The sequence below is a fragment of the Pseudomonas sp. GW456-E7 genome (genome assembly GCF_059424105.1).
Map to the genome: position 1 here is coordinate 182,897 of NZ_JBWKZB010000001.1, position 24,797 is coordinate 207,693.

Genomic DNA, 24,797 nt, shown 5'->3' on the forward strand with positions numbered 1-24,797 from the left:
CATGAGCGACTCCCTTGATCTCAGCCTGGACGGTGTAGAACGCCGGTCACTGGCTGACTTCACCGAAAATGCCTACCTCAACTACTCCATGTACGTGATCATGGACCGTGCCTTGCCGCATATCGGCGACGGTCTGAAACCGGTACAGCGGCGTATCGTCTACGCCATGAGCGAGCTGGGGCTGGACGCCGATTCCAAGCACAAGAAGTCGGCGCGTACCGTCGGTGACGTGCTCGGTAAGTTTCACCCCCACGGGGACTCGGCCTGCTACGAAGCCATGGTCCTGATGGCCCAGCCGTTCAGCTATCGCTACACGCTGGTCGACGGTCAGGGTAACTGGGGTGCGCCGGATGATCCCAAGTCCTTCGCCGCCATGCGTTACACCGAAGCGCGGCTGTCGCGTTATTCCGAAGTGCTGCTCAGCGAGCTGGGCCAAGGCACGGCGGACTGGGGTCCGAACTTCGACGGCACGCTGGACGAGCCGCTGGTCCTGCCGGCCCGTTTGCCGAACATCCTGCTCAACGGTACCACCGGCATCGCCGTGGGCATGGCCACCGACGTGCCGCCGCACAACCTGCGCGAAGTCGCCACGGCGTGCGTGCGTTTGCTCGATGAGCCCAAGGCCACGGTCGAACAGCTCTGTGAGCACATCCAGGGCCCGGATTACCCGACCGAAGCGGAAATCATCACCCCGCGCGCCGACCTGCTGAAAATCTACGAAACCGGTCGCGGCTCGGTGCGCATGCGCGCCGTGTATCACATCGAAGACGGCGACATCATCGTCACCGCGTTGCCGCATCAGGTCTCGGGCGCCAAGGTGCTGGAACAGATCGCCGCGATGATGCAGGCCAAGCCGTCCAAGGCGCCGCAAATCGCCGACCTGCGCGACGAGTCCGACCACGAAAACCCGTGCCGGATCGTGATCATTCCGGGGGCGCGCAAGAACTTCGACCACGATGCCTTGATGCAACACCTGTTCGCCAGCACCGAACTGGAGTCGAGCTACCGGGTCAACATCAACATCATCGGCCTGGACGGCAAGCCGCAGCTGAAAAACCTGCGCGCGTTGCTGGTCGAATGGCTGGAGTTCCGGGTGCAGACCGTGCGTCGTCGCCTGCAATTCCGCCTCGACAAGGTCGAGCGTCGCCTGCACCTGTTGGACGGTTTGCTGATTGCCTACCTCAATCTGGATGAAGTGATCCACATCATCCGTACCGAGGAGCATCCACGGGCCAAACTGATCGAACGCTTCGCCCTGAGCGAGATCCAGGCCGACTACATCCTCGATACCCGTTTGCGTCAGTTGGCGCGACTGGAAGAAATGAAACTGCGTGCCGAGCAGGATGAACTGCTCAAGGAACAAGCCAAGCTGCAAGCCCTGCTGAGCAGCGAAGCCAAGTTGAAGAAACTGGTACGCACCGAGCTGATCAAGGACGCCGAAACCTACGGCGACGACCGTCGTTCGCCGATTGTCGAGCGCGCCGAGGCCAAGGCCCTGACCGAGCACGATCTGCTGCCGAACGAGAAAGTGACGGTCGTATTGTCGGAAAAAGGCTGGATTCGTTCCGCCAAAGGCCACGAGATCGATGCCACCGGGCTTTCCTACAAGGCCGGGGACGGTTTCAAGGCGTTGGCCGCCGGGCGCTCCAACCAGTTTGCCGTGTTTATCGACTCCACCGGCCGCAGTTACTCGGTGGCCGCCCACACCTTGCCGTCGGCCCGTGGCCAGGGCGAACCGCTGACCGGTCGCCTGACACCGCCACCGGGAGCGAGTTTCGAATGCGTGCTCATGCCCGAAGACGATGCGTTGTACGTGATCGCCTCCGACGCCGGCTACGGTTTCGTGGTCAAGGGCGAGGACCTGCAAGCCAAGAACAAGGCGGGCAAGGCCCTGTTGAGCCTGCCGAACAACGCCAAGGTCATGCTGCCGCGCCCTGTGGCCGATCGTGAGCAGAACTGGCTGGCATCGGTGACGACCGAAGGTCGCCTGTTGATCTTCAAGATCAGCGACCTGCCACAATTAGGTAAAGGCAAAGGCAACAAGATCATCGGGATTCCCGGTGAGCGAGTGGCCAGTCGCGAAGAGTATGTGACGGACATCGCCGTATTGCCGGACGGTGCAACCTTGGTGTTGCAGGCCGGGAAACGTACCTTGTCACTGAAAGCGGACGACCTCGAGCACTACAAGGGTGAGCGTGGCCGTCGTGGCAACAAGCTGCCGCGTGGCTTCCAGAGGGTAGATGCGCTGCTCGTCGAAAACCTGAATTAGGCGACTCAGAGGCGCCGAACTACGATTTAACCCGTAGTTCGGCGCTTTGCGCTGGAGTCGGAACGAATATTCACGGATGATATGGCCTTTCAAGCGCCGGCACTGCCGCGCGTTCTTCATATTTGTTGAGTATTTTCACTGTGATCAGCCTTTTAGCGATCACCTGGATGGGACGATGACTGCTCTGCGCCTTCCTTTTATTCTTATGCTCGCCGGCATTCTTGGCCTGGCGGGTTGCAGCGTTCACCAACCGGTGTCGTTGTATCAGCTGGACGCCGGAAACCCGGTTCAGCCTGCACAGAACGCAGGCATGGCGGTATTGTTGGGCCCGGTCACCGTGGCCGACTACCTGCAGCGCGAAACCCTGTTGCAGCGTCAGCCGGATGGCAGCTTGCAAGCATCGACCGACGGTCGTTGGGCCGGCAGCCTTTCGTCGGATATCGATCAGTTGCTACTGCGTCAGGTCGCAGGTCACCTGGACAGCCAGCGCGTAGTGCTGGCCCCGGCAACATTGGGGTTCACCCCGGACGTTCAGGTGCTGCTGACCATCACACGCCTGGATTCGGGTGAAAAACAACCGGCGATCCTCGATGCGCAATGGCGCCTGATCGACCGTCGCGGGCAGGTCCGTGATAATCGCATCATCCATTTGCAGGAACAGCATGCCGGTAGTACGGCGGCTCAGGTCCAGGCACAGGGCGTGTTGTTGCAACGCCTGGCCTCGGAATTGTCGGTGGCGCTCAAGCCACTGGCCAATCAGCCACCGATCGCCGAAGTCCCGCGTAAAGCGCCAGCCAAGGCGCCTGCACCTGCGGTAGAACAGGAAAAGCAGCCGAAGATCCCGATGGCTGCGCCTATTCGTACGGATATGGAAGTGTTTCGCTTCTAAGCCTGGATGGATTTGAAACAAAGCCCGCATTGATGCGGGCTTTGTTGTTTCTGCAGGTTGGAAATATCTGGCGTCAGTTCCGGCCTCTTCGCTGGCAAGCCAGCTCCCACAGTGTCCGCGTCGTACACAAATTATGTGAACACCCCTGAACCTGTGGGAGCGGGCTTGCCCGCGAAGGCGTCAGCACAGACAACAAAAAAGCCCGCAGACGATCACTCATCTGCGGGCTTCATTGTGGCCGGGCCTAAGGTTTAAGCCCGGCGTTCGTGCATCCGCGCCAGTTGCCGTTCAAGCATCGATGGATACGGCTCCATCAACCGCTCTACGCAGCATGCACCTTCAGGGCTGGCAATCGGGCGGATCCGTGCGCGCTGACGGATCAACGCGTCGTCACTGATCTTACGCTCCACCAGCAGCAGGTTGCGGCTGTGCTGCGACAGGGCCAGGGCGTCCTGGGCGGAGTCGGTCAGCAGCAGGTCGATCTGGCTCAGGCCGAACAGTTCGTCGCCGAGGGTCAGGCCCAGCTGCAATTGCAGGGTGATGCCGCTGTCCGCGACTTCGATCTGCAGCTGGTGGCCCAGGGCCCGTAGCAGCTCGCCACAGCAAATGGCGTTGGTCAGGTAATCGTCGCCGCTGTCTTCGGTGTGGAACAGCATCAGCGTGCTGCCATCGTTCAAGGTCTCCACTTCGCCTTGATACAGCGATGCGGCCTGGTCGAGGCAATCGCGATAGCGCTCCAGCAGTTCTTCAAGGCGTGCCCGCGGCAGGCGTCGCAGTTGCTCCTGGGAACCCAGTTGCACCGCCAGTACCGCGCTGTGTTGCGGCACGCTCGGCGTGGCCTTGCGAATCACCGGTTGCGGGGGGCTGTCCAGCGACTCGTCGCGCAGATCGGCGAACGGGTCTTCGTCATCGTCGTCTTCGACGGTGCTGACGATCTGCCGTGGCACTGGCTTGAGCGCCGCTACCGGGCGGCTCTCGTCGAAACTCGGATCGCGCAGGTTGCGGACTTCGAAGGCCGGGTCGGCCTCGTCATCGACGTCGTCGAATTCCGGTTCCGGCACAGGGGCAGGCTCCGGGGCGAAGTTGGCGTGCAGCTGGCGCGCCAGGTCGCCGATTTCGTCCTGGCGGTCGGTGGCCGGGGTGTATTCATCGATATTGCGCAGCCATACCCGCAATTGCAGCAGTGGCGTCGAGAGATAACGCCCCATGCGCAGGCTCAGGGCCAGGGACAGGGCCAGCAGGATGGCGCTGAGGATGCCCATACTTTGCAGGCTGATGGTCATCGGCTGCTGGAACTGGTCCATGTCCAGGCTGATACGCAATTGCCCGGCGGTCACGTCCTGGAAGGTGATCTTGCTCTGGTACATGCCTTCGGCCTCGCCCAGCAGGCCATGCTTGGGACGCTGGCCGGATTCGGCAAGGATGCGGTTGTCCGGACTGTAGATGGCGGCGTGGGCCACCAGCTTGTTCTTGGTCAGGTTATTGAGCAGCACATTGAGGCTGAGGATGTCGTTGGACACCAACAGCTCCGTGGCCGAAGTGGCCGTCTGCGTCGTCAGGCTTTCGCCCAGCGCATCCGCCTGCTCGTGCATGGCCTGCTTGAACTGCAGGCCCATCACACCGGCATAGATGACCAGGGCCAGGGCGACCAGGATCACGTTATGGCTGGCGATGCGCAATGCAATCGGTACACGGCGGTGGCGCAGTGCCCGGAAGATCAGCAGGAAGAAGTTATCGGTTTTTACTGGCGTGGGCCGGTTCACTTGAGCTCGGCTCTTTTGTCCGTGAAGTTGACGCGCAGTATAGCGACAGGCCCTAGACCGTCAAAGCGCTCACGGTGCCCGATGGTCACCGAAAGTGGGTAGAATGCGGTTTTTTTCCACCTGCGGGGGTGCGCCTTGCGCGAAATCGTCCTGATAAACATCACGGGAGTCGACCGTCCGGGTCTGACTGCGGCCATTACCGGCGTTCTGGCCCAGGGTGGTGTGAACATTCTCGACATCGGTCAGGCGGTGATTCACGACACCTTGTCGTTCGGCATCCTGGTTGAAATTCCCGACACCGAGCAAGGCAAGTCCGTGCTCAAGGACATCCTGTTCAAGGGCTACGAGCTCGATCAACAGGTGCGTTTCACGCCGGTGTCCGAGCAGGATTACCAGCAGTGGGTCGGCAACCAGGGCAAAAAGCGCCACATCGTGACCCTGTTGACCCGCAAGGTGACAGCCGGGCAGTTGCAGGCCGTGAGTTCGATCACCGCCAAATATGGTCTGAACATTGACCACATCGATCGTCTGTCCGGGCGCATGCCACTGGACACGCCGGCCGACAAGGGCAAGGGTTGCATCGAGTTTTCCGTGCGTGGCGAGGCGGCTGATCCGCAGGCGCTGCGGGCCGAATTCCTCAGCGTCGCCCAGGAACTGAACGTCGACATCGCCTTCCAGGAAGATTCGCTGTTCCGTCGCAACCGTCGCCTGGCGGTGTTCGACATGGACTCGACCCTGATCGAAGCCGAAGTGATCGACGAGCTGGCCAAGGCGGCTGGCGTGGGTGACAAGGTTTCGGAAATCACTGAGCGGGCGATGGCCGGCGAACTGGATTTCCGCGCCAGCTTCAAGGAGCGCCTGGCCTTGCTCAAAGGTCTGGACGTTGGCGTGCTGGACTCCATCGGTGCCTCGTTGCGCCTGACCGAAGGGGCCGAAACCCTGTTCGCCGAACTCAAGCGCCTGGGCTACAAGACCGCGATCCTGTCGGGCGGCTTCACCTACTTCGCCAAGCAATTGCAGGCCAAGCTGGGTATCGACTATGTGTTTGCCAACGAACTGGAAGTGGTCGACGGCAAAGTCACTGGCGTGGCGGTCGAGCCGATTGTCGATGCGCAGCGCAAGGCGGATTTGCTGAGGGAACTGGCACACAAGGAAGGCTTGCGCCTGGAGCAGACCATTGCGGTCGGCGACGGTGCCAACGATCTGCCGATGCTGGCGATTGCCGGGTTGGGCGTGGCGTTCCGCGCCAAGCCGCTGGTCAAGCAGTCGGCCAAGCAGGCCATTTCGACGCTGGGCCTGGATGGCGTGCTGTACCTGCTGGGCTTCCGCGATCGCGACGGCCAGCTCTGATATACCCGATACAAATGTGGGAGCGGGCTTGCTCGCGAAGGCGTCATCACATTCAACATCTATGTTGACTGTAAGTCCGCTTTCGCGAGCAAGCCCGCTCCCACAGGGGTACAGTTTGGTCCTTAGGCCTTTGGCGAACCCATGCCCTGACCCATCTGCACCGCTGTACCGGCAGTCATCTCCTCAGCCCACTTCACCTGATCCGGCCCGAACAGCACGACGGCGGTCGAACCCAGCTTGAAGCGACCCAGTTCCGCACCTTTTTCCAGATGAATTGGCGCGCGTGCGGCTTCGTCGTAGCGGAAGGTTTTCAGCTCGCGCTTCGGCGGCGTGACCAGGCCGGCCCAGACGGTTTCAATCGAAGCCACGATCATTGCACCCACCAGCACCACGGCCATCGGCCCGCGCTCGGTGTCGAAAATGCACGCCACGCGCTCGTTGCGGGCGAACAGTTCCGGAACGTTTTCAGCGGTGGTCTGGTTGACCGAGAACAGACGACCCGGGATGTAGACCATCTCGCGCAGGGTGCCGGCCAGCGGCATGTGCACGCGGTGGTAGTCCTTCGGCGACAGGTAGATGGTCGCGAAGTCACCGCCCATGAACGGCGCAGCGTTCGCCGCATCGCCACCCAACAGTTCCAGCACGCTGAAGCTGTGGCCCTTGGCCTGGAATACACGACCGTGCTCGATCGGGCCGAGCTGGCTGATCGCGCCGTCGGCCGGGCTGAGGATCGCGCCCGGCGTTTCGTCCAGCGGACGGGCACCGTCTTTCAGTGCGCGGGTGAAGAACGCGTTGAAGTGCTCGTAGGCAGTCAGGTCTTCGACCAGCGCTTGGGACATGTCGACTTGATAGCGCTTGGCGAACCAGGCGGTAAAGGCATTCTTGAACCAGCGCACGCGGCATTCGGCGATGCAGCCGGCCAGTCGCGAGAGCAAGTTGTGGGGCAGCAGGTACTGGCCGAGGAGAAACAGACGCTTGTTCATTAACAGTCCTTAAAAATCTTGAATTTCTACCGGGGTATCGGGATGGTTGCCCCATTCGCCCCAGGAGCCGGCGTAGCCCTTGACCCGCGGATAACCGAGAGCCTTGGCCACCAGATAGGTGAAGCCAGAACGGTGGTGGGTCTGGCAGTGGGTAATCACTTCTTTGTCTTTGCTGATCCCGAGTTGTTCGAGGATCTGCGGCATGTCGGTGCGGATGCGCAACTGGCGTGCCCGATCCATGCCGGCGGTCCATTCGAAATTGACCGCGCCGGGAATGTGCCCGCCCTTGGCCGCCAGGACCTTCTCGCCGGAATACTCCAGCGGCCCACGTGCGTCCCAGATGGCCAGGTCGGCGGCACCGAGGCGGCTTTGCAGGTATTCACGGGTGGCGGTGGGTTCATCGTGCAGGGTCAGAGAAACCGGGCCGCCCACGGCTGGCGGGATCTGGATCGACATGGGCAAGCCTTCTGCCAGCCAGGCCGTCAGGCCGCCGTCGACATAGTGGTACTTGCTGTGGCCGATGACATCCAGCAGCCAGATAAAGCGTCCGGCCCAACCGCCGCCTTCGTCGTCATACACCACGTAGACCGCATCGGGATTGTGTCCCAGCTCGCCAAACAGCGTTTCGAGTGCTGCCTGCGGGGGCATCAGTCCAGGGGCGGGGGCCTGCCCCAGTTGCGTGCGTTTCGGATCGACAAAACGCGCGCCGGGAATGTGTCCCTCGGCGTAGCGGGCGGGACTGGTCAAGTCCACCAGAATCAGTTCGCGGGCATCGAGGCGAGGGAGCAAGTCGCTCGGCTCGATCACCAGCGGCAAGCCAGAGAAGTCAGACATGTGAGGTCTCCAGAGCACAAAAGGGAGGATTGTAGCGCAGCCTTATTGGCCACGGTGGCTAAAGCTGTGAAGGGCTTTTTCGATGCACTGCGCGGTTTTGCCGAAGGCCTGTACGGAAACTTCCGAAAACGGCCCGCCGCCCTGATCCGCCACGACGATCATGATCACCCGGCCATTGTTGACCAGCGAGCGCAGCAGCAGGTGTTCGCCGCTGAACTGTGAGCGCAGGCTGTGGGGCAGCAGGGCCGAGAATTGCGCGTTGTTGGCCGGTGTCAGGCGGACCTGGGCCTGTTGCGCGAGCAGGCGTTGCAATACGTTGCTCTGGCTCACCACGAAGTTCAGCCCGGCCGTTTCCTTCGGCAGGCCGGCCGTCTGGTGTACGCGCAGGTTGGCATGGGTACGGTCGGCCATCAGGATCATCACCCGACGCATGCCGCAGGCTGCAAGGGCGTCCCGGGCGGCGATGGTCAAGTGCATGGCGTTGGTGAAACGACTCGGCTCGGCCAGCAATTCGGCGCATTGCTTGCGCCATTTCGCCAGATCTTCGGCAGTGGGGGCCGCGGCCGGCAGCAGTCCGGCGTGGATACGGTTCATGCCCCACGGCCAGATCAGCGATTCGGCGGGGTGCCAGAGGTCGGGCATGGCGTGATGGCGCGCGCTGTTGGCGGCTTGCTGGTGCAGTTGTTGTTGCACCTCATCCATCGGCATTTGCAGGTAAAGGCTGGTCAGGTACTGCCAGCGTTCACTGTGCGGGCTGTCCCAGGCGTGTTGTGCCGACAGCGCCAGCCCGTTGGCCAGCAGCACCGTATTGGCCGGTTGATTGAGCCAGCGGCGCAGGGTCGGATCGTCATCGAGGCGGTTCTGCTGGCGCAACGGGTGCTCGCTGTCACGGGCGATGCGCAGGACTTTCACCAGCTCCCGCTGCTCGGTGAGCAACAGGCGATAGCCCTGTTGCACCCAGATCGGCAAGCGCCAGACCTCCACCAGCGCCTGGCCGATGTCCAGCAGGCGTACGCCAAACAATTGCTTTTCGACTTTACGTGCCGACTCACCTTTATGGATGACTCGCAGTTCCCAGTCTTCGAGCAGTTTTGGATGGGTCAGCGCCAAAGGCCACAGGGGCGAAAGAAACAGCAGGCTGCCCCAGTGGATGTCCTGCCACAGGCGCGCCAGGCGACTGGCAAAAAAACCATTGGCCTGTTGCGTGGCGTGCTGGCTGATCATCTGCAGCTGACGCAAGGCTTTGGGGATTTCGGACTGGGGTTCAGCGGGCAGCCGCGCGAGCAATTCTTCGGTGCGTTTCAGGCCGAGGCGATTGATCGCGATCTCGAGGTTTTCCGCCGGCTCGGTCATGCCGCCGTGAGTGTGCCGGTTGGCTTCGCGAATCACGCTCAAGGCCAGGGCGGGGCTGCCTTGCATGAGGTCGGCGATATCGCGCAGCGAGCTGCGATTGTCGCGGATGGCCTTGCAGACCCGGTCGTGGCTGGCTTGCGGAACCGGCAAGCGCACGCCATCGAGCAGCTTGACCCAGCCTTCGAGCGTCGTTGGTTTTGGTGTTGGAACGTTCGTTTCGTTAACCATGGTGGGAGGCGATCATCGTCAACAATACCTGTGCCCGGAAGGGGTCAAATTAGCTTTTCGCCTGAACTGGCTATAGTCTGGCGCAGTTTTGCCGATAAGTAGAAGAAGAGATTTTTTAACTTCCGAATATGACCTTGAACCCGACTCAGTAAGTGCTCTCCTAACCTATGGCTAAAATTATCGGCATCATCGTCGTATTCGCGAGCGTGCTCGGCGGATACGTGCTTTCCCACGGCAAGATTGCCGCCCTGATCCAGCCTTTCGAGGTCATGATTATTGGCGGTGCAGCCCTCGGCGCATTCTTGCAGGCCAACCCCGGCTACATGACGATGCACGTGCTCAAGAAGTCCCTGGGCATGTTCAGCTCGCGTTTCAACCACGCCTTTTACCTTGAAGTGCTGGGCCTGATCTACGAGATCCTCAACAAGAGCCGCCGCGAAGGCATGATGGCCATCGAAGGCGACATCGAAGATGCCGCCGCGAGCCCGATCTTCGCCAAGTACCCGACGGTCCTCAAGGACGAGCGCATGACCGCGTTCATCTGTGATTACCTGCGCATCATGTCCTCCGGCAACATGGCCCCACACGAGCTGGAAGGCTTGTTCGACATGGAACTGTTCAGCCTCAAGGAAGACCTGGAGCACCCATCTCACGCGGTCAACGGCATCGCCGACGCCATGCCCGGTTTCGGTATCGTCGCGGCGGTACTGGGTATCGTGGTGACCATGGCTTCGCTGGGTGAGGGCGACCAGAAGTCCATCGGCCTGCACGTGGGTGCGGCACTGGTCGGTACCTTCTTCGGTATTCTCGCCGCCTACGGCTTCTTCGGCCCGCTGGCCCATTCCCTGGCCCACGATGCCAAGGAAGAGCTGAACGTCTACGAAGCCATCAAGGCCTCGCTGGTGGCTTCGGCTTCCGGCATGCCGCCATCGCTGGCCGTTGAGTTCGGGCGCAAGGTTCTGTACCCGGCGCACCGTCCAAGCTTCGCCGAGCTGGAACAAGCGGTTCGTGGTCGTTAAGAAATGGAAAATAACCAGCCGATAATCATCAAGCGCGTCAAGCGCTACGCCGGCGGGCATCACGGGGGCGCCTGGAAAATCGCCTTCGCCGACTTCGCCACGGCGATGATGGCGTTCTTCCTGGTGTTGTGGCTGCTGTCCACCGCCACGCCGGAACAGAAGATCGCCATCGCCGGTTACTTCAAGGACCCGATCGGCTTTTCCGAAAGCGGCACGCCCTACATCATCGATCTGGGCGGCACGCCGACCCTGGCGCCGGAAAACACCCTCAACCCTGAGGTGAAGTCCCAGCCGCAGCCGGACAAGGTCACCATCGATACCGACCAGGTCGAAGGCATGGCCGAGCAGGTCGAAAAGGAACGTCTCGAACTGTTGCTGCAAGAACTGCAGAACAAAGTTGATGAGAATCCGCAGTTGCAGAAGTTCAAGGACCAGATCCTGTTCGAAATTACCCCGGACGGCCTGCGTATCCAGATCATGGACGCGGAAAACCGCCCGATGTTCGACTCGGGCTCAGCTCGCTTGAAGCCGTATTTCGAAGACATCCTGCTGGCCATGGCCGACACCATCAAGGCGGTGCCGAACAAGATCAGCATCAGCGGTCACACCGATGCCAAGCCGTACACCGGCACCGGTGATTTCGGTAACTGGGAACTCTCGGCCAACCGTGCCAACGCCGCACGGCGTGCGCTGGTGGCGGGCAGCTATCCGGATGCACAGGTGGCGCGCGTGGTCGGTTATGCCTCGTCGGCGTTGTTTGATCGCGAGCATCCGTTCAACCCGGTCAACCGCCGTATCGACATCGTGGTGCTGACCAAGAAAGCCCAGCGTGCCATCGAAGGTTCGCAAGGCGCGGAGCCAGCTCCCGATGCACCGCAAGGTTCGACTGCTCCGGACGGCGCGCCGGCCACACCGGTCGATCCAAATGCGTTGCCGGCGGACAAGGAACCGCTGCCGGCTCACGAACTGCGCGAACGGTTGAACCTGTTCGATGATCCAGCGCCGAAGCCGGGTGAGTCTGGCGCCCGGCCGTGACGCCCTGATTTCCCTGTCATGGATCTCGCGTAACGACAAAATGCCCGTATCTAGCGATACGGGCATTTTTGCAGCTGGGTGCGATGCTTGGGTGAGTGCGGACGCTATAAAATATTCAGGCTATTTATCGGCTGAATTGAAGTTGATCCTGAATTTTCCTTCTGTTAATGCGGGCCTCTCCTTAGTGGTGTCGGAACTTTCATAACAAACAAACGTGCCTTGAAAGTTGTTATCGGTACTGTCTGTAATCGATATTTTCCCCCGCTGGGCATACCACAATCTTTCGGGTGGGATTTCCTTGCCTGGCTCAAATTTAATAACCTCTGAGTGAGGTTCTAAAACATGGCTGCCTTTGCCCCAGCTAATCGGGATAAAAAATAAAATTAAATATCCGTCCGTGGATGTAGCATTAATGTAGCGGAGCTCGGAGCTGAGGCTGCCATACAAAGAATGAAAGTCGAATGGCTTTTCTAAATTCTCCAATTTCATTGACGCACGGACCGCTCCGTCCATTTTTTTCGCATTGTACTTCTTATCGAAATCTTTAACGTTCATATGAGTTTCTCGTGTTGAGATTGTTAGGCAGGCTGCCTCCACTCAAGCAGCCAAGCTGGTAGCCAACGAAGAAACAACGCGATGAATAGCTGGGTTAATTCATTCACCCAGACCTCTCAAGTTCTCAGCATTCCTCTGCTGATATAGTCGGTGAGCTGTTTTCCTTTATCTACTGTTATAGTTAACAGTTCTTTAGATCGAAGGGCGATAAACAGAGAGGTGTTTGCTGGTTTTCAGTGATGTTGGTGGGGCATGCAATGTGCTGAAAGTGTGTTCGCCAATTGGGCGTGGAGTAATAATTGGTTTTGCAAGAGCGGAAAAACCCCATATCTGACGATAGGTTTTTTCTTTTAAGTCAGTCGATTGATTGTTGGTTTCTCAAGCGACTCTCTAGCAATCAACTTCAGTTAACGATGACGCGTATAAGCGTGGTAAAAGCGCTGCCTATGGGTCCATCGCGAGTAAGCTCGCTCCTACAGATGATGGGTGAGAGAAACCCCGACCGGTCAAGAGGACGGATCGGGGAGCAGAGTGACGTCAGAACCCACGGATGATTCGGGACTTGAGCTCGGCGTGAAAGCGATCCGCATTGGATTTGTTGACGCTGCGCACCGACTCGCTGCCGGTCACCGATTCCAGTGACATCGAGCGCTTGAGCGTCGTTTCGTTGCGATAGGCATCGATAAAGAAGTCGATGTCCCGGTCGCTGGTCAGCTTCGGCCATTTGTCCAGGTACAGCGGCAGCTCGGTCGGGCCGGTCTTGAACGAGCAGATGCGTCGGTGGGTGATGGTCGCCTCGCCGATTTCGAACGGCACCCACCAGGACAGCGCGGTTTTCTCCGAGACTACTGCCAGCAGGTGCGTGCATTCACTAATGTTGCGGGTGATCACGCCGGTGATGTCGTCGGTGGTCTGGGATTCGGGGTCCAGCACATCCAGGTAGGTCTTGATGTTCGCCTGCAGCAGGCGGGTGTTGATGTTGATCGCGTAGGCGCGGTCCATGTGGCGGTAGCTGATAAACACTGGCATCAGAAATGTCCCTTGATCGCGAGTTCGCGGTAGTAGGCGCCGAGGGCGGTGAGGCGGCAGCCGGTGGAGTGGATGGCGGCGTAGTACATATGCTCGGCGTCCACCGGTTCGATGAGGCTGTGGCGGTTGCACTTTTGCAACTGGGCGAAGACGTCGCCGTGTTCCGGGTTGAATTCAGGTTCGGTGGGCTCAAAGCTGGGGGCGAGGGGGTACACCGACTCCGCTTCGGCAAACCATTCGGGGAGTTTGCGCAGGATCTCCTTGGGGATCAGCGGCGACACTTCGCGCAGGGAAATGAACTGCGAGACGTTGGTCTTGAACACCGGGCGCTGTTCCCAGGCGTCGAGGGCGTTGTCGACAAACGAATAGAGGCTGCCGGGTGTGATCTTGCCCAGGATGTTCGCTGCTCCGCCGTGCAGGGCCTGGAGCAACAGTCCAGTGAACACGCCGTGTTGCGCGCCCTCCATCGCCGGCTCTTCCTTTTTACAGGCGGTCAGGATGGTCATGCCTTCGCCGACCACACTGCCCTCGCTGCGCAAGGCGCGCAGTTCGCCGGCCGAGCCGCTCTGACAGCAATCGAGGATGATCACTTTGTTTTTGATCTTCGTGGCCTTGCTCGCCCAGTTGAGAATGTCGCTGAGGCGAATCCCGTCCTTGGCGCTCTTGTAATCCTGGGGGATCAACATGCCTTCGTCGGTGTCGGTGTCGAAGCTGCCGTGGCCGGCGAAATACAGCAGCGCGACATTGCAGTCCCCGGAAAACAGTTCGCGAATCTGGTCTTCGAGCTTTTCCCGGCTCAGGTAGTCCTCGGCGGAGGTCAGCACGATGTTCTTGAAGTTCGGATCGCCATTGGCGTCGGTCTTCAGCACGGAAGCCATGGCCATGGCGTCATTGCTGCAACCGCTCAGGCGCGAAACGTGGGTGTAGTCGTTGATGCCGATAAACAGTCCCTTGCGCATGGTTACACCGCCGTATGCTGGCGAATTGCGCTGATGATGCTGTTGGTGTTCCAGGCACACTCGGCATGTGCCGCCTCACGTACCACCGTGGAAATCCGCTCGGCACCGAACGGCTTGATCGCAATGATCACCTTGCCCATGCGCTTGGCGATCTCGATTTCCTTGTTGATCCACTTGCTGTAGGTGGAATACATCCCGGCCATGATCAATACCGCCGAACACGGGCGGATCTTGTTTTCGATGGCCTCCTCAAGTTGTTTGTCGGTTTTCGCGCCGACAATCGGGTTGTCCGGTGGCACCGAAAAATTCTTGTAGGTGAAGCCGGGCTTGGCGTTGAGCAGGCGCACGAGATTGTCGTGGGCGTCGGAGTAGTTCCACGAGTGGCTGATGAACAGATGGTAGGTTTGCATGGGTGTCCCTCGGTGTCGCTGGAGTGCGAAGAGGGTTTGAAACTAGGCGATTACAGGGCGGCTACAAGAGGTCGGCGCGGAAAGAGAAATGCCCTACAAGCGAGCGTGCGCACGTCTTACAGAAAGGTCTGATGTTTAAGCGGGGGAAGTTCCAGGCGCCGACCACCCCGCGTAAAACCGGGCGGTCGGCACGTCTGTTTAGTAGCCGTTTTCCGGCAGGCTGGCGATGATCGAGCGGTAGCTGTTCATCCGTTGCTGCTGCACGCGGCCATCCTCAAGGGCCTTGAGCAGGGCGCAACCGGGTTCGCGGTCATGCTTGCAGTCGCGGAAGCGGCAGGTGCCCAGCAGGTCGTTGAACTCGATGAAGCCGGCTTCGACGTCGGCACGGCTGACGTGACCCAGGCCGAATTCGCGGATACCCGGGGAGTCGATCAACTCACCGCCGCCGGGGAAGTGGAAGAGCCGCGCGGTAGTGGTGGTGTGGGTGCCCTGGCCGGACAGCTCGGACAGCGGGCCGACGCGGGTCTCGACATCCGGCAGCAGGCTGTTGACCAGCGACGACTTGCCGACACCGGACTGGCCGACGAACACGCTGATGCGTCCGTCCAGTTGCGTCTGCAATTGTTCCATACCGTTACCGTGATGCGCCGACACTTCCAGCACCGGGTAACCGAGGGTGCGGTATACGGCGAGCAAGGCATTCAGCGCAGGGGCGTTGTTTTCGTCGATCAGGTCGAATTTGTTCAGCAGCAGCAGCGGCTTGATGCCCGCATGTTCGGCCGCCACCAGGTAGCGGTCGATCAGGTTGGCGTGGGGCTCGGGCAGCGGTGCAAACACGATGACGATCATGTCGACGTTGGCCGCCACCGGCTTGAGCTGACCACGGCTGTCCGGGCGGCACAGCTCGGTGTTGCGCGGCAGTTGCGCCACGATCACGCCGATGCCCTGGTTGCCGGCGCGCCACACCACCTGATCGCCGGTCACCAGCGCCGGCAGGTTCGCGCGCAGGTGGCAACGGAACACCTGGCCGGCGAGCTCGCCGTCGCGGGCCTCGACCTCGACCTGCACACCGAAGTGCGCGATCACCAGGCCGTGCTGTTCCGGGCCCAGATCGCCGCCCTCAAGTGCCTCGACAGCCGAGGACTCGCGTTTGGCGGCGCGGGCAGCGCGTTCGCCCTGAATCTTTTCGATGCGCCAGTTTTGGCGGCGATTGAGTTGGCGTTTGGCCATGGGTGTTCCGTATAAAGAATGCAGCGATTAGGTAAAACGGCCGCGAGTTTAGCACGCCCGGCCACCGGCCTAGGCTAAACTGCGCAGCATTGCTTAGGAGCCGAACATGCAAAATCCGCAGAACCTGATCTGGATCGACCTGGAAATGACCGGTCTGAACCCTGACACCGACGTCATCATCGAAATGGCCACCATTGTCACCGACAGTGACCTGAACACCCTGGCCGAAGGCCCGGTGATAGCCATTCACCACAGCGACGAAATCCTCGCCGGCATGGACGAGTGGAACACCCGTCAGCATGGCGGTTCCGGGCTGACCCAGCGGGTTCGCGATAGCCGTATCAGCATGGCCGAGGCCGAAGCCGAAACCATCGCCTTCCTGGAAAAGTGGGTGCCGAAGGGCAAATCGCCGATCTGCGGCAACAGCATCTGCCAGGACCGTCGCTTCCTTTATACCCACATGAAATCCCTGGAAAGCTATTTCCACTACCGCAACCTCGACGTGTCCACGCTCAAAGAGCTGGCGGCGCGCTGGGCACCGGACGTGCGTGACAGCTTCAAGAAGGGCAGCACCCACCTGGCGCTGGACGACATCCGCGAATCCATCGCCGAGTTGCAGCACTACCGCAAGCACTTCATCAAGGCCTGATCGGACTCCCCTGCAGGAGCTGCCGCAGGCTGCGATCTCTTGATCTTGATTCTTGAAAGACAGGATCAAAAGATCGCAGCCTGCGGCAGCTCCTACATGGGAATTGTGAAAGTGGGTAGACTGCGCGCCTTTTCGCAAGGACCGCCACCATGTTGCTGATGCTCTACCTGATCGCCATCACCGCCGAAGCCATGACCGGCGCCCTATCTGCCGGGCGTCGTGGCATGGACTGGTTTGGCGTGGTGCTGATCGCTTGCGTCACGGCGCTGGGGGGCGGTTCGGTGCGCGATGTGCTGCTCGGGCATTACCCGCTGACATGGGTCAAACACCCGGAATACCTGGTGCTGACCACGGCTGCGGCGATGATTACCGTGTTCACGGCACGCTGGATGCGGCATTTGCGCTCACTGTTTCTGGTGCTCGATGCCATGGGGCTGGTGGCTTTCACCCTGATCGGCTGCATCACTGCCCTGGAAATGGGCCATGGCATGTTGGTCGCCTCGGTCAGCGGCGTGATCACCGGAGTATTTGGCGGCATCCTGCGGGACATTTTCTGCAACGATATTCCGCTGATCTTCCGGCGTGAGCTGTATGCCAGCGTCTCGTTTGCGGCGGCGTGGTGCTACATGCTCTGTCTATACCTGAACTTGCCAGGAGAACAGGCGATTCTGATCACCCTGTTCGGCGGTTTCCTGTTGCGCTTGTTGGCGATTCGTTTTCACTGGGAAATGCCCAAGTTCGTCTACAACGACGAAGCCTGACGCCGCGATCCCCCCTACGCGAGGCCGTGTTGTTTCAAGGCCCACTCGACGTGTTCGCGAACCAGTTCGGACGGATGCTCGCGCCGCGCTTTCAACGCCTCCAGCACCGGAATCGTCGAAGGCGCATTGCCCAGGCCTACCGCCAGGTTGCGCAACCAGTTTTCGTAACCGGTCCGACGCAGCGGCGAGCCTTCGGTGCTGCTCAGGAATTTCTCCTCATCCCACATGAACAGTTCCGCCAGTTCGGCGTTGTCCAGGTTGTGCCGCGGCTTGAAGTCGCTTTCACCGGACGGGCGGGCGAAGCGGTTCCAGGGGCAGACAATCTGGCAATCATCGCAACCGAACACCCGATTGCCGATCAGCGGCCGCAGGTCTTGCGGGATCGCGCCTTTGAGTTCGATGGTCAGGTAGGAAATGCAGCGCCGGGCATCCAGCACGTAAGGGCCGACGAAAGCATTGGTCGGACAGATGTCGAGGCAGGCACTGCAGCGACCGCAGTGTTCGGTGGCGTGGGGCGGGTCTACCGGCAGCGGCAAGTCAACGAACAGCTCGGCGAGGAAGAAATAACTGCCTGCCTTGCGATTCAACACCAGGGTGTTTTTGCCAATCCAGCCCAGGCCGGCCTGTTCGGCGATGGCTTTTTCCAGCACCGGTGCACTGTCGACAAAGGCACGGAAACCAAACGGGCCGATTTCTTCCTGAATCTTGTCCGCCAGTTGTTGTACGCGCTTGCGGATCAATTTGTGGTAATCACGACCCAGGGCGTAGCGCGAGACGTAGGCTTTTTCCGGCTGGGCGAGCATTTTCGCCATGTGGGTGTCGCCCGCCAGGTAGTCCATGCGCAGCGAAACCACGCGCAAAGTGCCGGGCACCAGCTCCTCCGGGTGTGAGCGTTTACTGCCATGGGCGCCCATGTAGTCCATCTCGCCGTGGTAGCCGGCGGCGAGCCAGCGCTCCAGGTGTTGCTCGTGCTCGCCCAGGTCGAGGCCGCTGATGCCGACTTGCTGAAAGCCCAGCTCGCGGCCCCAGTCCTTGATGGATTGGGCGAGGGCAGGCAGGTCTGTGGTAATAGCGGGCATGATGCGAGAGAAACCGGAGCTGAGGTGCGTATAATTCTGCCAGACATCGGAGTCCGAAGACGCATGCCGCACACTAAAGATGAATTACCCGACGCACTGTACAGTGCCGCGCAAGTGCGAGCACTCGACGCGAGCCTGATCGCCGCCGGCACACCGGGCTTCGAATTGATGCAGCGCGCGGCGCGGGCGACGTGGCGGGCGCTGGTGCGGCAATGGCCGACAGCGAACGAACTCAGTGTACTCGCCGGCCATGGCAACAACGCCGGGGACGGGTATCTGGTGGCCGTGTTGGCCCAGCGTGCAGGATGGGCCGTCCGGGTGTTGGCCGTCGGAGATCCGCAGCGTCTGCTGGGGGACGCGGCCTTGGCCCATGCCGAGGCGGTTTCTGAAAAAGTGCTCATCGAGCCCTGGACGGCACAATCCGGATTGCGCGGCATCGTCCTGGATGCTTTGCTCGGCACCGGCCTGAGTGGCGAGGTGCGTGAGCCGTATGCCAGCGCCATCACCGCGATCAATGTGAGCGGGCTGCCGGTCGCGGCGGTGGATATTCCTTCAGGACTGTGCGCCGATACCGGTCGCATCCTCGGCCTGGCGGTGCAGGCCGACCTGACAGTGACCTTCATCGGCTTGAAATTGGGATTGTTCACCGGCGAGGCGGCGGATGTGGTCGGCGAACTGCTGTTCAACGACTTGCACGCAGACCCCCGGTTGATAGAAGGCGCTGCTTTCACCGCCCGTCGCCTGACTGCAGCTAACCTGCCGCGTCCAGCGGCGCGGGCACCGGCTTCCCACAAAGGCAAATTCGGTCATGTGTTGCTGATTGGCGGCGATCGCGGGTTGGGTGGCGCGATCCTGCTGAGCGCGCAAAGTGCGCTGCGCAGCGGTGCGGGCATGGTGTCGGTGGCGACCCGCAGCGAACATGTCGCGGCCGCACTGGCGCGGATCCCCGAGGCGATGGTGCTGGGCACGTCCTCGGCCAATCAGTTGATGGATTTGCTGCAAAAGGTTTCCGTGTTGGTTGTCGGTCCGGGGCTGGGGCAGGCGGGGTGGGGGCGCAGTTTGTTGTCGGTCGCCGCTAACGCAGCGTTGCCGCAGGTCTGGGACGCCGATGCGCTGAACCTGTTGGCCGAGGAGCGTGTGAGTTTGCCCAGGGATTGCGTGATCACCCCGCACCCGGGTGAAGCGGCGCGTTTGCTCGGAATGAGTACGGCGCAGGTTCAAGCCGACCGACCGGCAGCGGCCCATGCATTGAGCAAGAAATATTCGGCGGTCGTGGTGCTCAAGGGGGCCGGGAGCCTGGTTACCTGTCCCGACGGGCGGCTGGCCGTCTGTCATCAGGGCCACCCGGCGATGGCTACTGCCGGTTTAGGCGATGTACTGGCCGGTTTGCTCGGCGCATTGCTGGCCCAGGGCATGGAACCCTTCGACGCGGCCTGCCTGGCGGTCTGGCTGCACGCCAATGCCGGCGAGCAACAAGGAAAATTCGGCCGCGGGCTGGCGGCCAGTGATCTGATTCCAGTCATTCGTCAGTTGTTGGAGGAGCAAGCACCGTGTCTGAAGTAACCCTGTACCTGGCCGATGAGCAGGCCATGAGCGACTTTGGCGCACGCATTGCCCGAATCACCCAAGGTCATGGCCTGATCTTCCTCGAGGGCAACCTGGGGATGGGCAAAACCACCTTGTCCCGAGGCATCATCCGCGGCCTGGGGCATGTCGGGGCAGTGAAAAGTCCGACCTTCACCCTGGTTGAACCCTACGAGATTGGCGACATTCGCGCCTTCCATTTCGATTTGTACCGTCTGGTCGATCCGGAAGAGCTGGAGTTCCTCGGTATCCGCGACTATTTCGAAGACGATGCCCTGTGTCTGATCGAGTGGCCCGACAAAGGTGCAGGCTTTTTGCCAAAGCCGGACCTGACCATTACCATTAGCCCGCAAGACAGCGGGCGTTCGCTGAAAATTTTATCCCAGGGCTCGCGTGGCGAGGCCTGGTGTGCCGCTTTGGCATTGGAATCCAAATAAATGATGGGGTTAGGTATGCGCTTTCGCGCGTTGGTTGCTGCCGTAGGGGTGTTGTTTCTGGCGGTGACCGTCGACGCTGTGGCCGATTCGAAGGTCAACAGTGTTCGTCTGTGGCGGGCACCGGACAACACACGTCTGGTGTTTGACCTGACCGGCCCGGTGCAACACAGCGTGTTTACCCTGACCGCGCCGGATCGCCTGGTCATCGACATCAATGGTGCGACCCTCGGTGCGCCACTCAACGTCAACACGTCGAACACCCCGATTACCGCCATGCGCTCGGCTCAACGCACGCCGACCGACCTGCGGGTGGTCATAGACCTGAAAAAGGCGGTGACGCCAAAAAGCTTCTCCCTGGCGCCGAACGCCCAGTACGGCAACCGGTTGGTGGTCGATCTGTTCGATAACGCCGCGGATGCCGCGCCTCCTCCAGCGCCGGCACCGTCGGTCGCCACGGTGCCCGCCGTGCCGGTCACGCCTGCCGAACCTGCAATCAAGCTGCCACCGGCCCCGGCCGGCAAGCGCGACATCATTGTGGTGATCGATGCCGGACACGGTGGCGAGGACCCGGGCGCATCGGGTTCTCGTGGTCAGCGTGAGAAAGACGTGGTGTTGCAGATCGCCCGCGAATTGCAACGTCAGATCAACGGCATGAAAGGTTTCCGCGCCGAACTGACCCGTACCGGCGACTACTTCATTCCATTGCGCGGCCGTACCGAAATTGCCCGCAAGAAGGGCGCCGACCTGTTCGTCTCGATCCACGCCGACGCCGCGCCTTCTGCTGCTGCTTTCGGTGCCTCGGTATTTGCCCTGTCCGATCGCGGCGCAACTTCCGAGACCGCCCGCTGGCTGGCTGACAGCGAAAACCGTTCCGACCTGATCGGTGGTGCCGGCAACGTCAGCCTCGATGACAAGGACCGCATGCTCGCTGGCGTGCTGCTCGACCTGTCGATGACGGCCTCCCTGACGTCCAGCCTGAACGTTGGCCAGAAGGTGCTGAGCAACATTGGCCGGGTCACGCCTCTGCACAAGCAGCGGGTCGAACAGGCCGGGTTCATGGTGCTGAAGTCGCCGGATATTCCGTCGATCCTGGTGGAAACCGGGTTCATCTCCAACGCCAACGAAGCCTCGAAACTCGCGGCATCGAACCATCAGCAGGCGCTGGCGCGTTCGATCAGCAGCGGCGTGCGCCAGTTCTTCCAGCAGAACCCGCCGCCGGGCACTTACATTGCCTGGCTGCGCGACTCCGGCAAGATTGTCCAGGGGCCACGTGACCACCGCGTCAACCCGGGCGAGACCCTGGCGATGATCGCCGTGCGTTATCAGGTGTCGCCCGCGGCCTTGCGCAGTGCCAACAACCTGTCGAGCGATGAGCTCAAGATCGGTCAGCACCTGACCATTCCGGGTACTGAACTGGCGGCCAAAGAATGAATCAGGTCGTGAACAGCGGCGCGCGCATCGAGCTGCTCAGCCCGCGACTGGCGAACCAGATTGCTGCCGGTGAGGTGGTTGAGCGCCCGGCATCGGTGATCAAGGAGCTGCTGGAAAACAGCCTCGACTCCGGTGCCAGGCGCATCGACGTCGATGTGGAGCAGGGCGGCGTCAAGTTGCTGCGGGTGCGCGACGACGGTAGCGGCATTTCCGCCGATGACCTGCCGCTGGCCCTGGCCCGTCACGCCACCAGCAAGATCCGCAACCTTGAAGACCTCGAGCAGGTCATGAGCCTGGGCTTTCGCGGTGAGGCCCTGGCATCGATCAGCTCCGTCGCGCGCCTGACCCTGACTTCCCGCACCCGTGACGCCGATCAGGCCTGGCAGGTCGAGACCGAAGGCCGTGACATGGCGCCCCGCGTGCAGCCTGCGGCGCATCCGGTGGGCACTTCGGTTGAAGTGCGCGACCTGTTCTTCAATACCCCGGCGCGGCGCAAGTTTCTCAAGACCGAAAAAACCGAATTCGATCACCTGCAGGAAGTGATCAGGCGTCTGGCCCTGGCGCGCTTCGATGTGGCGTTCCATCTGCGCCACAACGGCAAGACCATCCTCAGCCTGCACGAGGCCCATGATGATGCGGCCCGTGCCCGGCGCGTGGCGGCGATTTGCGGGCCGGGCTTCCTGGAGCAGGCCCTGCCGATCGAAATCGAGCGCAACGGCCTGCACTTATGGGGCTGGGTCGGCCTGCCGACCTTCAACCGCAGCCAGGCCGACTTGCAGTATTTCTTCGTCAATGGCCGTGCCGTGCGCGACAAGCTGGTGGCCCACGCGGTACGCCAGGCCTATCGCGACGTGCTGTTCAACGGTCGGCACCCGACCTTCGTGCTGTTTTTCGAAGTCGATCCGACCGGCGTCGACGTCAATGTGCACCCGACCAAACACGAAGTGCGCTTCCGCGAAGGGCGCATGGTTCACGATTTCCTCTACGGCACCTTGCATCGCGCCTTGGGCGATGTGCGCCCCGATGATCATCTGGCGGCACCGGTTGCCACGGCCATTGTCCGGCCTACCGGCCTCGAAGCCGGTGAATTCGGGCCCCAGGGCGAAATGCGCCTGGCCGCCAATGCGTTGCTGGAACAGCCTCAGGCCCAGCCCTCGTTCAATGCGCCGGCGGGTTCGGGTGCTGGCGCCGGTTATCAGTATCAATACACGCCGCGCCCGCAGTCCGGTGTGCCTGTCGCCGAAGCGCAGGCCGCCTACCGCGAGTTTTTTGCGCCGCTGCCCGAGGCCAATGCCGTCGCGCTACCGGCCGGGCAGGACGACATCCCGCCGCTGGGTTATGCGCTGGCACAGCTCAAGGGCATCTACATCCTTTCGGAAAACGCCCAGGGCCTGGTGCTGGTGGACATGCATGCCGCCCACGAGCGGATCATGTATGAGCGTCTGAAGGTGGCGATGGCCAGCGAGGGCCTGAGTGGTCAGCCGTTGCTGGTGCCTGAGTCCCTGGCCGTGAGCCAGCGTGAAGCCGATTGCGCCGAGGAACATGTCGCCTGGTTCCAGCGCCTGGGCTTCGAGTTGCAGCGCCTGGGCCCGGAAACCCTGGCCATCCGACAGATCCCGGCGCTGCTCAAACAGGCCGAAGCCAACCGGCTGGTCGCGGACGTCCTGGCGGATCTGATGGAATTCGGCACCAGCGACCGCATTCAGGCGCACCTGAACGAGTTACTCGGGACCATGGCCTGCCACGGTGCGGTTCGGGCGAACCGGCGTCTGGCCCTGCCGGAAATGAATGCCCTGCTGCGTGACATGGAAAACACCGAGCGCAGCGGTCAATGCAACCATGGCCGACCGACCTGGACCCAACTGGGCCTGGACGATCTGGACAAACTGTTCTTGCGCGGTCGTTGATGAGCCAGCTCCCACCTGCGATTTTCCTGATGGGCCCGACCGCCGCCGGCAAGACCGACCTGGCCATCGAACTCACCAAAGTCCTGCCTTGCGAGTTGATCAGCGTCGATTCGGCGCTGGTCTATCGTGGCATGGATATCGGCACCGCCAAGCCTTCCAAAGAGCTGCTGGCGCAATATCCGCACCGTCTGATCGATATTCTCGACCCGGCCGAGAGCTATTCGGCTGCGGATTTCCGCCGTGACGCCCTGGAAGCCATGGCCGAGATCACCGCGCGCGGAAAAATTCCGCTGCTGGTAGGCGGCACGATGCTCTATTACAAGGCTTTGCTTGAAGGCCTGGCGCAGATGCCGGCCGCCGACCCGCAAGTGCGCGCACAGATCGAAGAAGAAGCTGCACGCCTTGGCTGGCAAGCCCTGCACGACCAGTTGGCAGTGATCGACCCGGTTTCTGCCGCGCGTATTCATCCGAACGATCCGCAGCGTCTGAGTCGAGCGCTGGAAGTTTATCGGGTAAGCGGTCAGAGCATGACTGCGCTACGCTTGCAACAATCTGTGCAAAGTACCGAAGCAGCCGCTTCGGGACAGCAACAATTGCCCTATACTGTCGCGAACTTGGCTATTGCCCCGGCAAATCGCCAGGTACTGCACGAGCGAATTAAACAAAGATTCACTTTAATGTTGGAACAGGGATTCATTGACGAGGTCGTAGCCCTGCGTAATAGAGGTGACCTGCATGCCGGGATGCCGTCTATACGTGCAGTAGGCTATCGCCAAGTCTGGGACTACCTGGATGGCAAGCTGACGTCAGCCGAGATGCAGGAGCGTGGAATCATTGCCACGCGCCAATTGGCGAAGCGCCAGTTCACCTGGCTGCGCAGTTGGACTGACCTGCATTGGCTGGACAGTCTGGATTGCGACAATCTGCCGCGCGCCTTGAAATACCTTGGGACCATCTCCATATTGAGCTGAGTCCTTGCAATTGCCGTCTATCCTTGGGGGTGTGGCGGCTAAAGCCATCTGTTTACCTATTTTTTATATTGA

Annotated in this window: 22 protein-coding genes; 12 read left to right on the forward strand and 10 right to left on the reverse strand. The window is 61.0% G+C overall.

The features are described 5' to 3' along the window. The first annotated feature begins 1 nt into the window (after window position 1). Together parC and AC07YV_RS00790 are read left to right on the forward strand one after the other, a co-directional pair. Window positions 2–2,269 carry a DNA topoisomerase IV subunit A gene (parC, locus tag AC07YV_RS00785; protein ID WP_102698647.1) on the forward strand — a complete coding sequence of 756 codons (2,268 nt, stop codon included), beginning with the start codon at window positions 2–4 and terminating at the stop codon, window positions 2,267–2,269. Between the two features lie 175 nt (window positions 2,270–2,444). Further along, window positions 2,445–3,158: a PqiC family protein gene (locus AC07YV_RS00790; RefSeq protein ID WP_102698648.1), complete on the forward strand. Its 714-nt coding sequence runs from the start codon at window positions 2,445–2,447 to the stop codon at window positions 3,156–3,158. Between the two features lie 251 nt (window positions 3,159–3,409). Here AC07YV_RS00790 and AC07YV_RS00795 read toward each other — a convergent pair whose 3' ends face one another. Beyond that, window positions 3,410–4,921 carry an AhpA/YtjB family protein gene (locus tag AC07YV_RS00795; protein ID WP_102698649.1) on the reverse strand — a complete coding sequence of 504 codons (1,512 nt, stop codon included), beginning with the start codon at window positions 4,919–4,921 and terminating at the stop codon, window positions 3,410–3,412. 135 nt (window positions 4,922–5,056) lie between these two features. On the opposite strand from AC07YV_RS00795, the gene serB reads away from it, so the two are divergent. Next, window positions 5,057–6,271, forward strand: coding sequence for a phosphoserine phosphatase SerB (gene serB, locus AC07YV_RS00800; protein WP_007983950.1), 1,215 nt, complete (start codon window positions 5,057–5,059; stop codon window positions 6,269–6,271). Between the two features lie 122 nt (window positions 6,272–6,393). Here serB and asd read toward each other — a convergent pair whose 3' ends face one another. From asd to AC07YV_RS00815, 3 genes are read right to left on the reverse strand one after another with little or no spacing between them, the layout of a single operon-like run. Further along, window positions 6,394–7,254, reverse strand: a complete 861-nt coding sequence (asd, locus tag AC07YV_RS00805) for an archaetidylserine decarboxylase (RefSeq protein ID WP_008048034.1) — start codon at window positions 7,252–7,254, stop codon at window positions 6,394–6,396. A gap of 9 nt (window positions 7,255–7,263) precedes the next feature. Next, a complete protein-coding gene (locus AC07YV_RS00810) occupies window positions 7,264–8,088 on the reverse strand; it encodes a rhodanese-like domain-containing protein (RefSeq protein ID WP_015093218.1) in 825 nt (274 codons plus the stop codon). Between the two features lie 42 nt (window positions 8,089–8,130). Then, window positions 8,131–9,669, reverse strand: coding sequence for an HDOD domain-containing protein (locus AC07YV_RS00815; protein ID WP_102698650.1), 1,539 nt, complete (start codon window positions 9,667–9,669; stop codon window positions 8,131–8,133). Between the two features lie 167 nt (window positions 9,670–9,836). On the opposite strand from AC07YV_RS00815, the gene motA reads away from it, so the two are divergent. Both motA and motB read left to right on the forward strand, forming a co-directional pair. Beyond that, a complete protein-coding gene (motA, locus tag AC07YV_RS00820) occupies window positions 9,837–10,688 on the forward strand; it encodes a flagellar motor stator protein MotA (RefSeq protein WP_046039800.1) in 852 nt (283 codons plus the stop codon). Between the two features lie 3 nt (window positions 10,689–10,691). After that, the gene (motB, locus tag AC07YV_RS00825) at window positions 10,692–11,723 is read left to right on the forward strand and encodes a flagellar motor protein MotB (RefSeq protein ID WP_102698651.1); all 1,032 of its coding nucleotides are present in this window, start codon (window positions 10,692–10,694) and stop codon (window positions 11,721–11,723) included. A 120-nt stretch (window positions 11,724–11,843) separates the two neighbouring features. Here motB and AC07YV_RS00830 read toward each other — a convergent pair whose 3' ends face one another. From AC07YV_RS00830 to rsgA, 5 genes are all read right to left on the reverse strand, one after another. Next, complete coding sequence (locus tag AC07YV_RS00830) at window positions 11,844–12,278, reverse strand: hypothetical protein (protein WP_102698652.1); 435 nt, start codon at window positions 12,276–12,278, stop codon at window positions 11,844–11,846. Between the two features lie 537 nt (window positions 12,279–12,815). Continuing rightward, a complete protein-coding gene (locus AC07YV_RS00835) occupies window positions 12,816–13,307 on the reverse strand; it encodes a toll/interleukin-1 receptor domain-containing protein (RefSeq protein ID WP_102698653.1) in 492 nt (163 codons plus the stop codon). Continuing rightward, window positions 13,307–14,266, reverse strand: a complete 960-nt coding sequence (locus tag AC07YV_RS00840) for a caspase family protein (RefSeq protein WP_102698654.1) — start codon at window positions 14,264–14,266, stop codon at window positions 13,307–13,309. The genes AC07YV_RS00835 and AC07YV_RS00840 overlap by 1 nt, the downstream gene beginning before the upstream one ends. Before the next feature lie 2 nt (window positions 14,267–14,268). Beyond that, the gene (locus AC07YV_RS00845) at window positions 14,269–14,676 is read right to left on the reverse strand and encodes a TIR domain-containing protein (RefSeq protein WP_007978807.1); all 408 of its coding nucleotides are present in this window, start codon (window positions 14,674–14,676) and stop codon (window positions 14,269–14,271) included. Window positions 14,677–14,874: 198 nt separating this feature from the next. Continuing rightward, on the reverse strand, window positions 14,875–15,906 hold the full coding sequence (rsgA, locus tag AC07YV_RS00850; RefSeq protein WP_007978809.1) for a small ribosomal subunit biogenesis GTPase RsgA: 1,032 nt from the start codon (window positions 15,904–15,906) through the stop codon (window positions 14,875–14,877). A 106-nt stretch (window positions 15,907–16,012) separates the two neighbouring features. On the opposite strand from rsgA, the gene orn reads away from it, so the two are divergent. After that, the gene (gene orn, locus AC07YV_RS00855; protein WP_007983969.1) at window positions 16,013–16,555 is read left to right on the forward strand and encodes an oligoribonuclease; all 543 of its coding nucleotides are present in this window, start codon (window positions 16,013–16,015) and stop codon (window positions 16,553–16,555) included. A gap of 149 nt (window positions 16,556–16,704) precedes the next feature. Beyond that, window positions 16,705–17,316 carry a trimeric intracellular cation channel family protein gene (locus AC07YV_RS00860; protein ID WP_007973246.1) on the forward strand — a complete coding sequence of 204 codons (612 nt, stop codon included), beginning with the start codon at window positions 16,705–16,707 and terminating at the stop codon, window positions 17,314–17,316. Window positions 17,317–17,330: 14 nt separating this feature from the next. Here the strand turns inward: AC07YV_RS00860 and queG are convergent, their stop codons facing one another. Next, window positions 17,331–18,395 (reverse strand): tRNA epoxyqueuosine(34) reductase QueG, encoded by a 1,065-nt coding sequence (gene queG, locus AC07YV_RS00865; RefSeq protein ID WP_102698655.1) that lies wholly within the window; start codon window positions 18,393–18,395, stop codon window positions 17,331–17,333. Window positions 18,396–18,458: 63 nt separating this feature from the next. Here queG and AC07YV_RS00870 point away from each other — a divergent pair, with 63 nt between their 5' ends. Genes AC07YV_RS00870 through miaA form a run of 5 tightly spaced genes read left to right on the forward strand, consistent with a single transcriptional unit; the run spans window position 18,459 to window position 24,725 of the window. Beyond that, complete coding sequence (locus AC07YV_RS00870; protein ID WP_102698656.1) at window positions 18,459–19,958, forward strand: NAD(P)H-hydrate dehydratase; 1,500 nt, start codon at window positions 18,459–18,461, stop codon at window positions 19,956–19,958. Beyond that, window positions 19,946–20,416, forward strand: a complete 471-nt coding sequence (gene tsaE, locus AC07YV_RS00875) for a tRNA (adenosine(37)-N6)-threonylcarbamoyltransferase complex ATPase subunit type 1 TsaE (protein ID WP_007973252.1) — start codon at window positions 19,946–19,948, stop codon at window positions 20,414–20,416. Before AC07YV_RS00870 ends, tsaE begins: the two co-directional genes overlap by 13 nt. Next, entirely contained in the window at window positions 20,417–21,847 is a 1,431-nt protein-coding gene (locus AC07YV_RS00880; RefSeq protein ID WP_102698657.1) for an N-acetylmuramoyl-L-alanine amidase, read from the forward strand. Beyond that, window positions 21,844–23,754: a DNA mismatch repair endonuclease MutL gene (mutL, locus tag AC07YV_RS00885; protein WP_007973255.1), complete on the forward strand. Its 1,911-nt coding sequence runs from the start codon at window positions 21,844–21,846 to the stop codon at window positions 23,752–23,754. Before AC07YV_RS00880 ends, mutL begins: the two co-directional genes overlap by 4 nt. Then, the gene (gene miaA, locus AC07YV_RS00890; RefSeq protein ID WP_102698658.1) at window positions 23,754–24,725 is read left to right on the forward strand and encodes a tRNA (adenosine(37)-N6)-dimethylallyltransferase MiaA; all 972 of its coding nucleotides are present in this window, start codon (window positions 23,754–23,756) and stop codon (window positions 24,723–24,725) included. Before mutL ends, miaA begins: the two co-directional genes overlap by 1 nt. Window positions 24,726–24,797 lie beyond the last annotated feature (72 nt).

Coding starts and splice junctions, on each gene's coding strand:
- AC07YV_RS00835 (WP_102698653.1), bottom strand. CDS start 13,307: ATGCCAGTGTTTATCAGCTACCGCCACATGGACCGCGCCTACGCGATC.
- motA (WP_046039800.1), top strand. CDS start 9,837: ATGGCTAAAATTATCGGCATCATCGTCGTATTCGCGAGCGTGCTCGGC.
- AC07YV_RS00815 (WP_102698650.1), bottom strand. CDS start 9,669: ATGGTTAACGAAACGAACGTTCCAACACCAAAACCAACGACGCTCGAA.
- motB (WP_102698651.1), top strand. CDS start 10,692: ATGGAAAATAACCAGCCGATAATCATCAAGCGCGTCAAGCGCTACGCC.
- AC07YV_RS00860 (WP_007973246.1), top strand. CDS start 16,705: ATGTTGCTGATGCTCTACCTGATCGCCATCACCGCCGAAGCCATGACC.
- AC07YV_RS00810 (WP_015093218.1), bottom strand. CDS start 8,088: ATGTCTGACTTCTCTGGCTTGCCGCTGGTGATCGAGCCGAGCGACTTG.
- AC07YV_RS00880 (WP_102698657.1), top strand. CDS start 20,417: ATGATGGGGTTAGGTATGCGCTTTCGCGCGTTGGTTGCTGCCGTAGGG.
- miaA (WP_102698658.1), top strand. CDS start 23,754: ATGAGCCAGCTCCCACCTGCGATTTTCCTGATGGGCCCGACCGCCGCC.
- rsgA (WP_007978809.1), bottom strand. CDS start 15,906: ATGGCCAAACGCCAACTCAATCGCCGCCAAAACTGGCGCATCGAAAAG.
- AC07YV_RS00830 (WP_102698652.1), bottom strand. CDS start 12,278: ATGAACGTTAAAGATTTCGATAAGAAGTACAATGCGAAAAAAATGGAC.
- orn (WP_007983969.1), top strand. CDS start 16,013: ATGCAAAATCCGCAGAACCTGATCTGGATCGACCTGGAAATGACCGGT.
- parC (WP_102698647.1), top strand. CDS start 2: ATGAGCGACTCCCTTGATCTCAGCCTGGACGGTGTAGAACGCCGGTCA.
- AC07YV_RS00840 (WP_102698654.1), bottom strand. CDS start 14,266: ATGCGCAAGGGACTGTTTATCGGCATCAACGACTACACCCACGTTTCG.
- AC07YV_RS00870 (WP_102698656.1), top strand. CDS start 18,459: ATGCCGCACACTAAAGATGAATTACCCGACGCACTGTACAGTGCCGCG.
- AC07YV_RS00790 (WP_102698648.1), top strand. CDS start 2,445: ATGACTGCTCTGCGCCTTCCTTTTATTCTTATGCTCGCCGGCATTCTT.
- AC07YV_RS00845 (WP_007978807.1), bottom strand. CDS start 14,676: ATGCAAACCTACCATCTGTTCATCAGCCACTCGTGGAACTACTCCGAC.
- asd (WP_008048034.1), bottom strand. CDS start 7,254: ATGAACAAGCGTCTGTTTCTCCTCGGCCAGTACCTGCTGCCCCACAAC.
- mutL (WP_007973255.1), top strand. CDS start 21,844: ATGAATCAGGTCGTGAACAGCGGCGCGCGCATCGAGCTGCTCAGCCCG.
- queG (WP_102698655.1), bottom strand. CDS start 18,395: ATGCCCGCTATTACCACAGACCTGCCTGCCCTCGCCCAATCCATCAAG.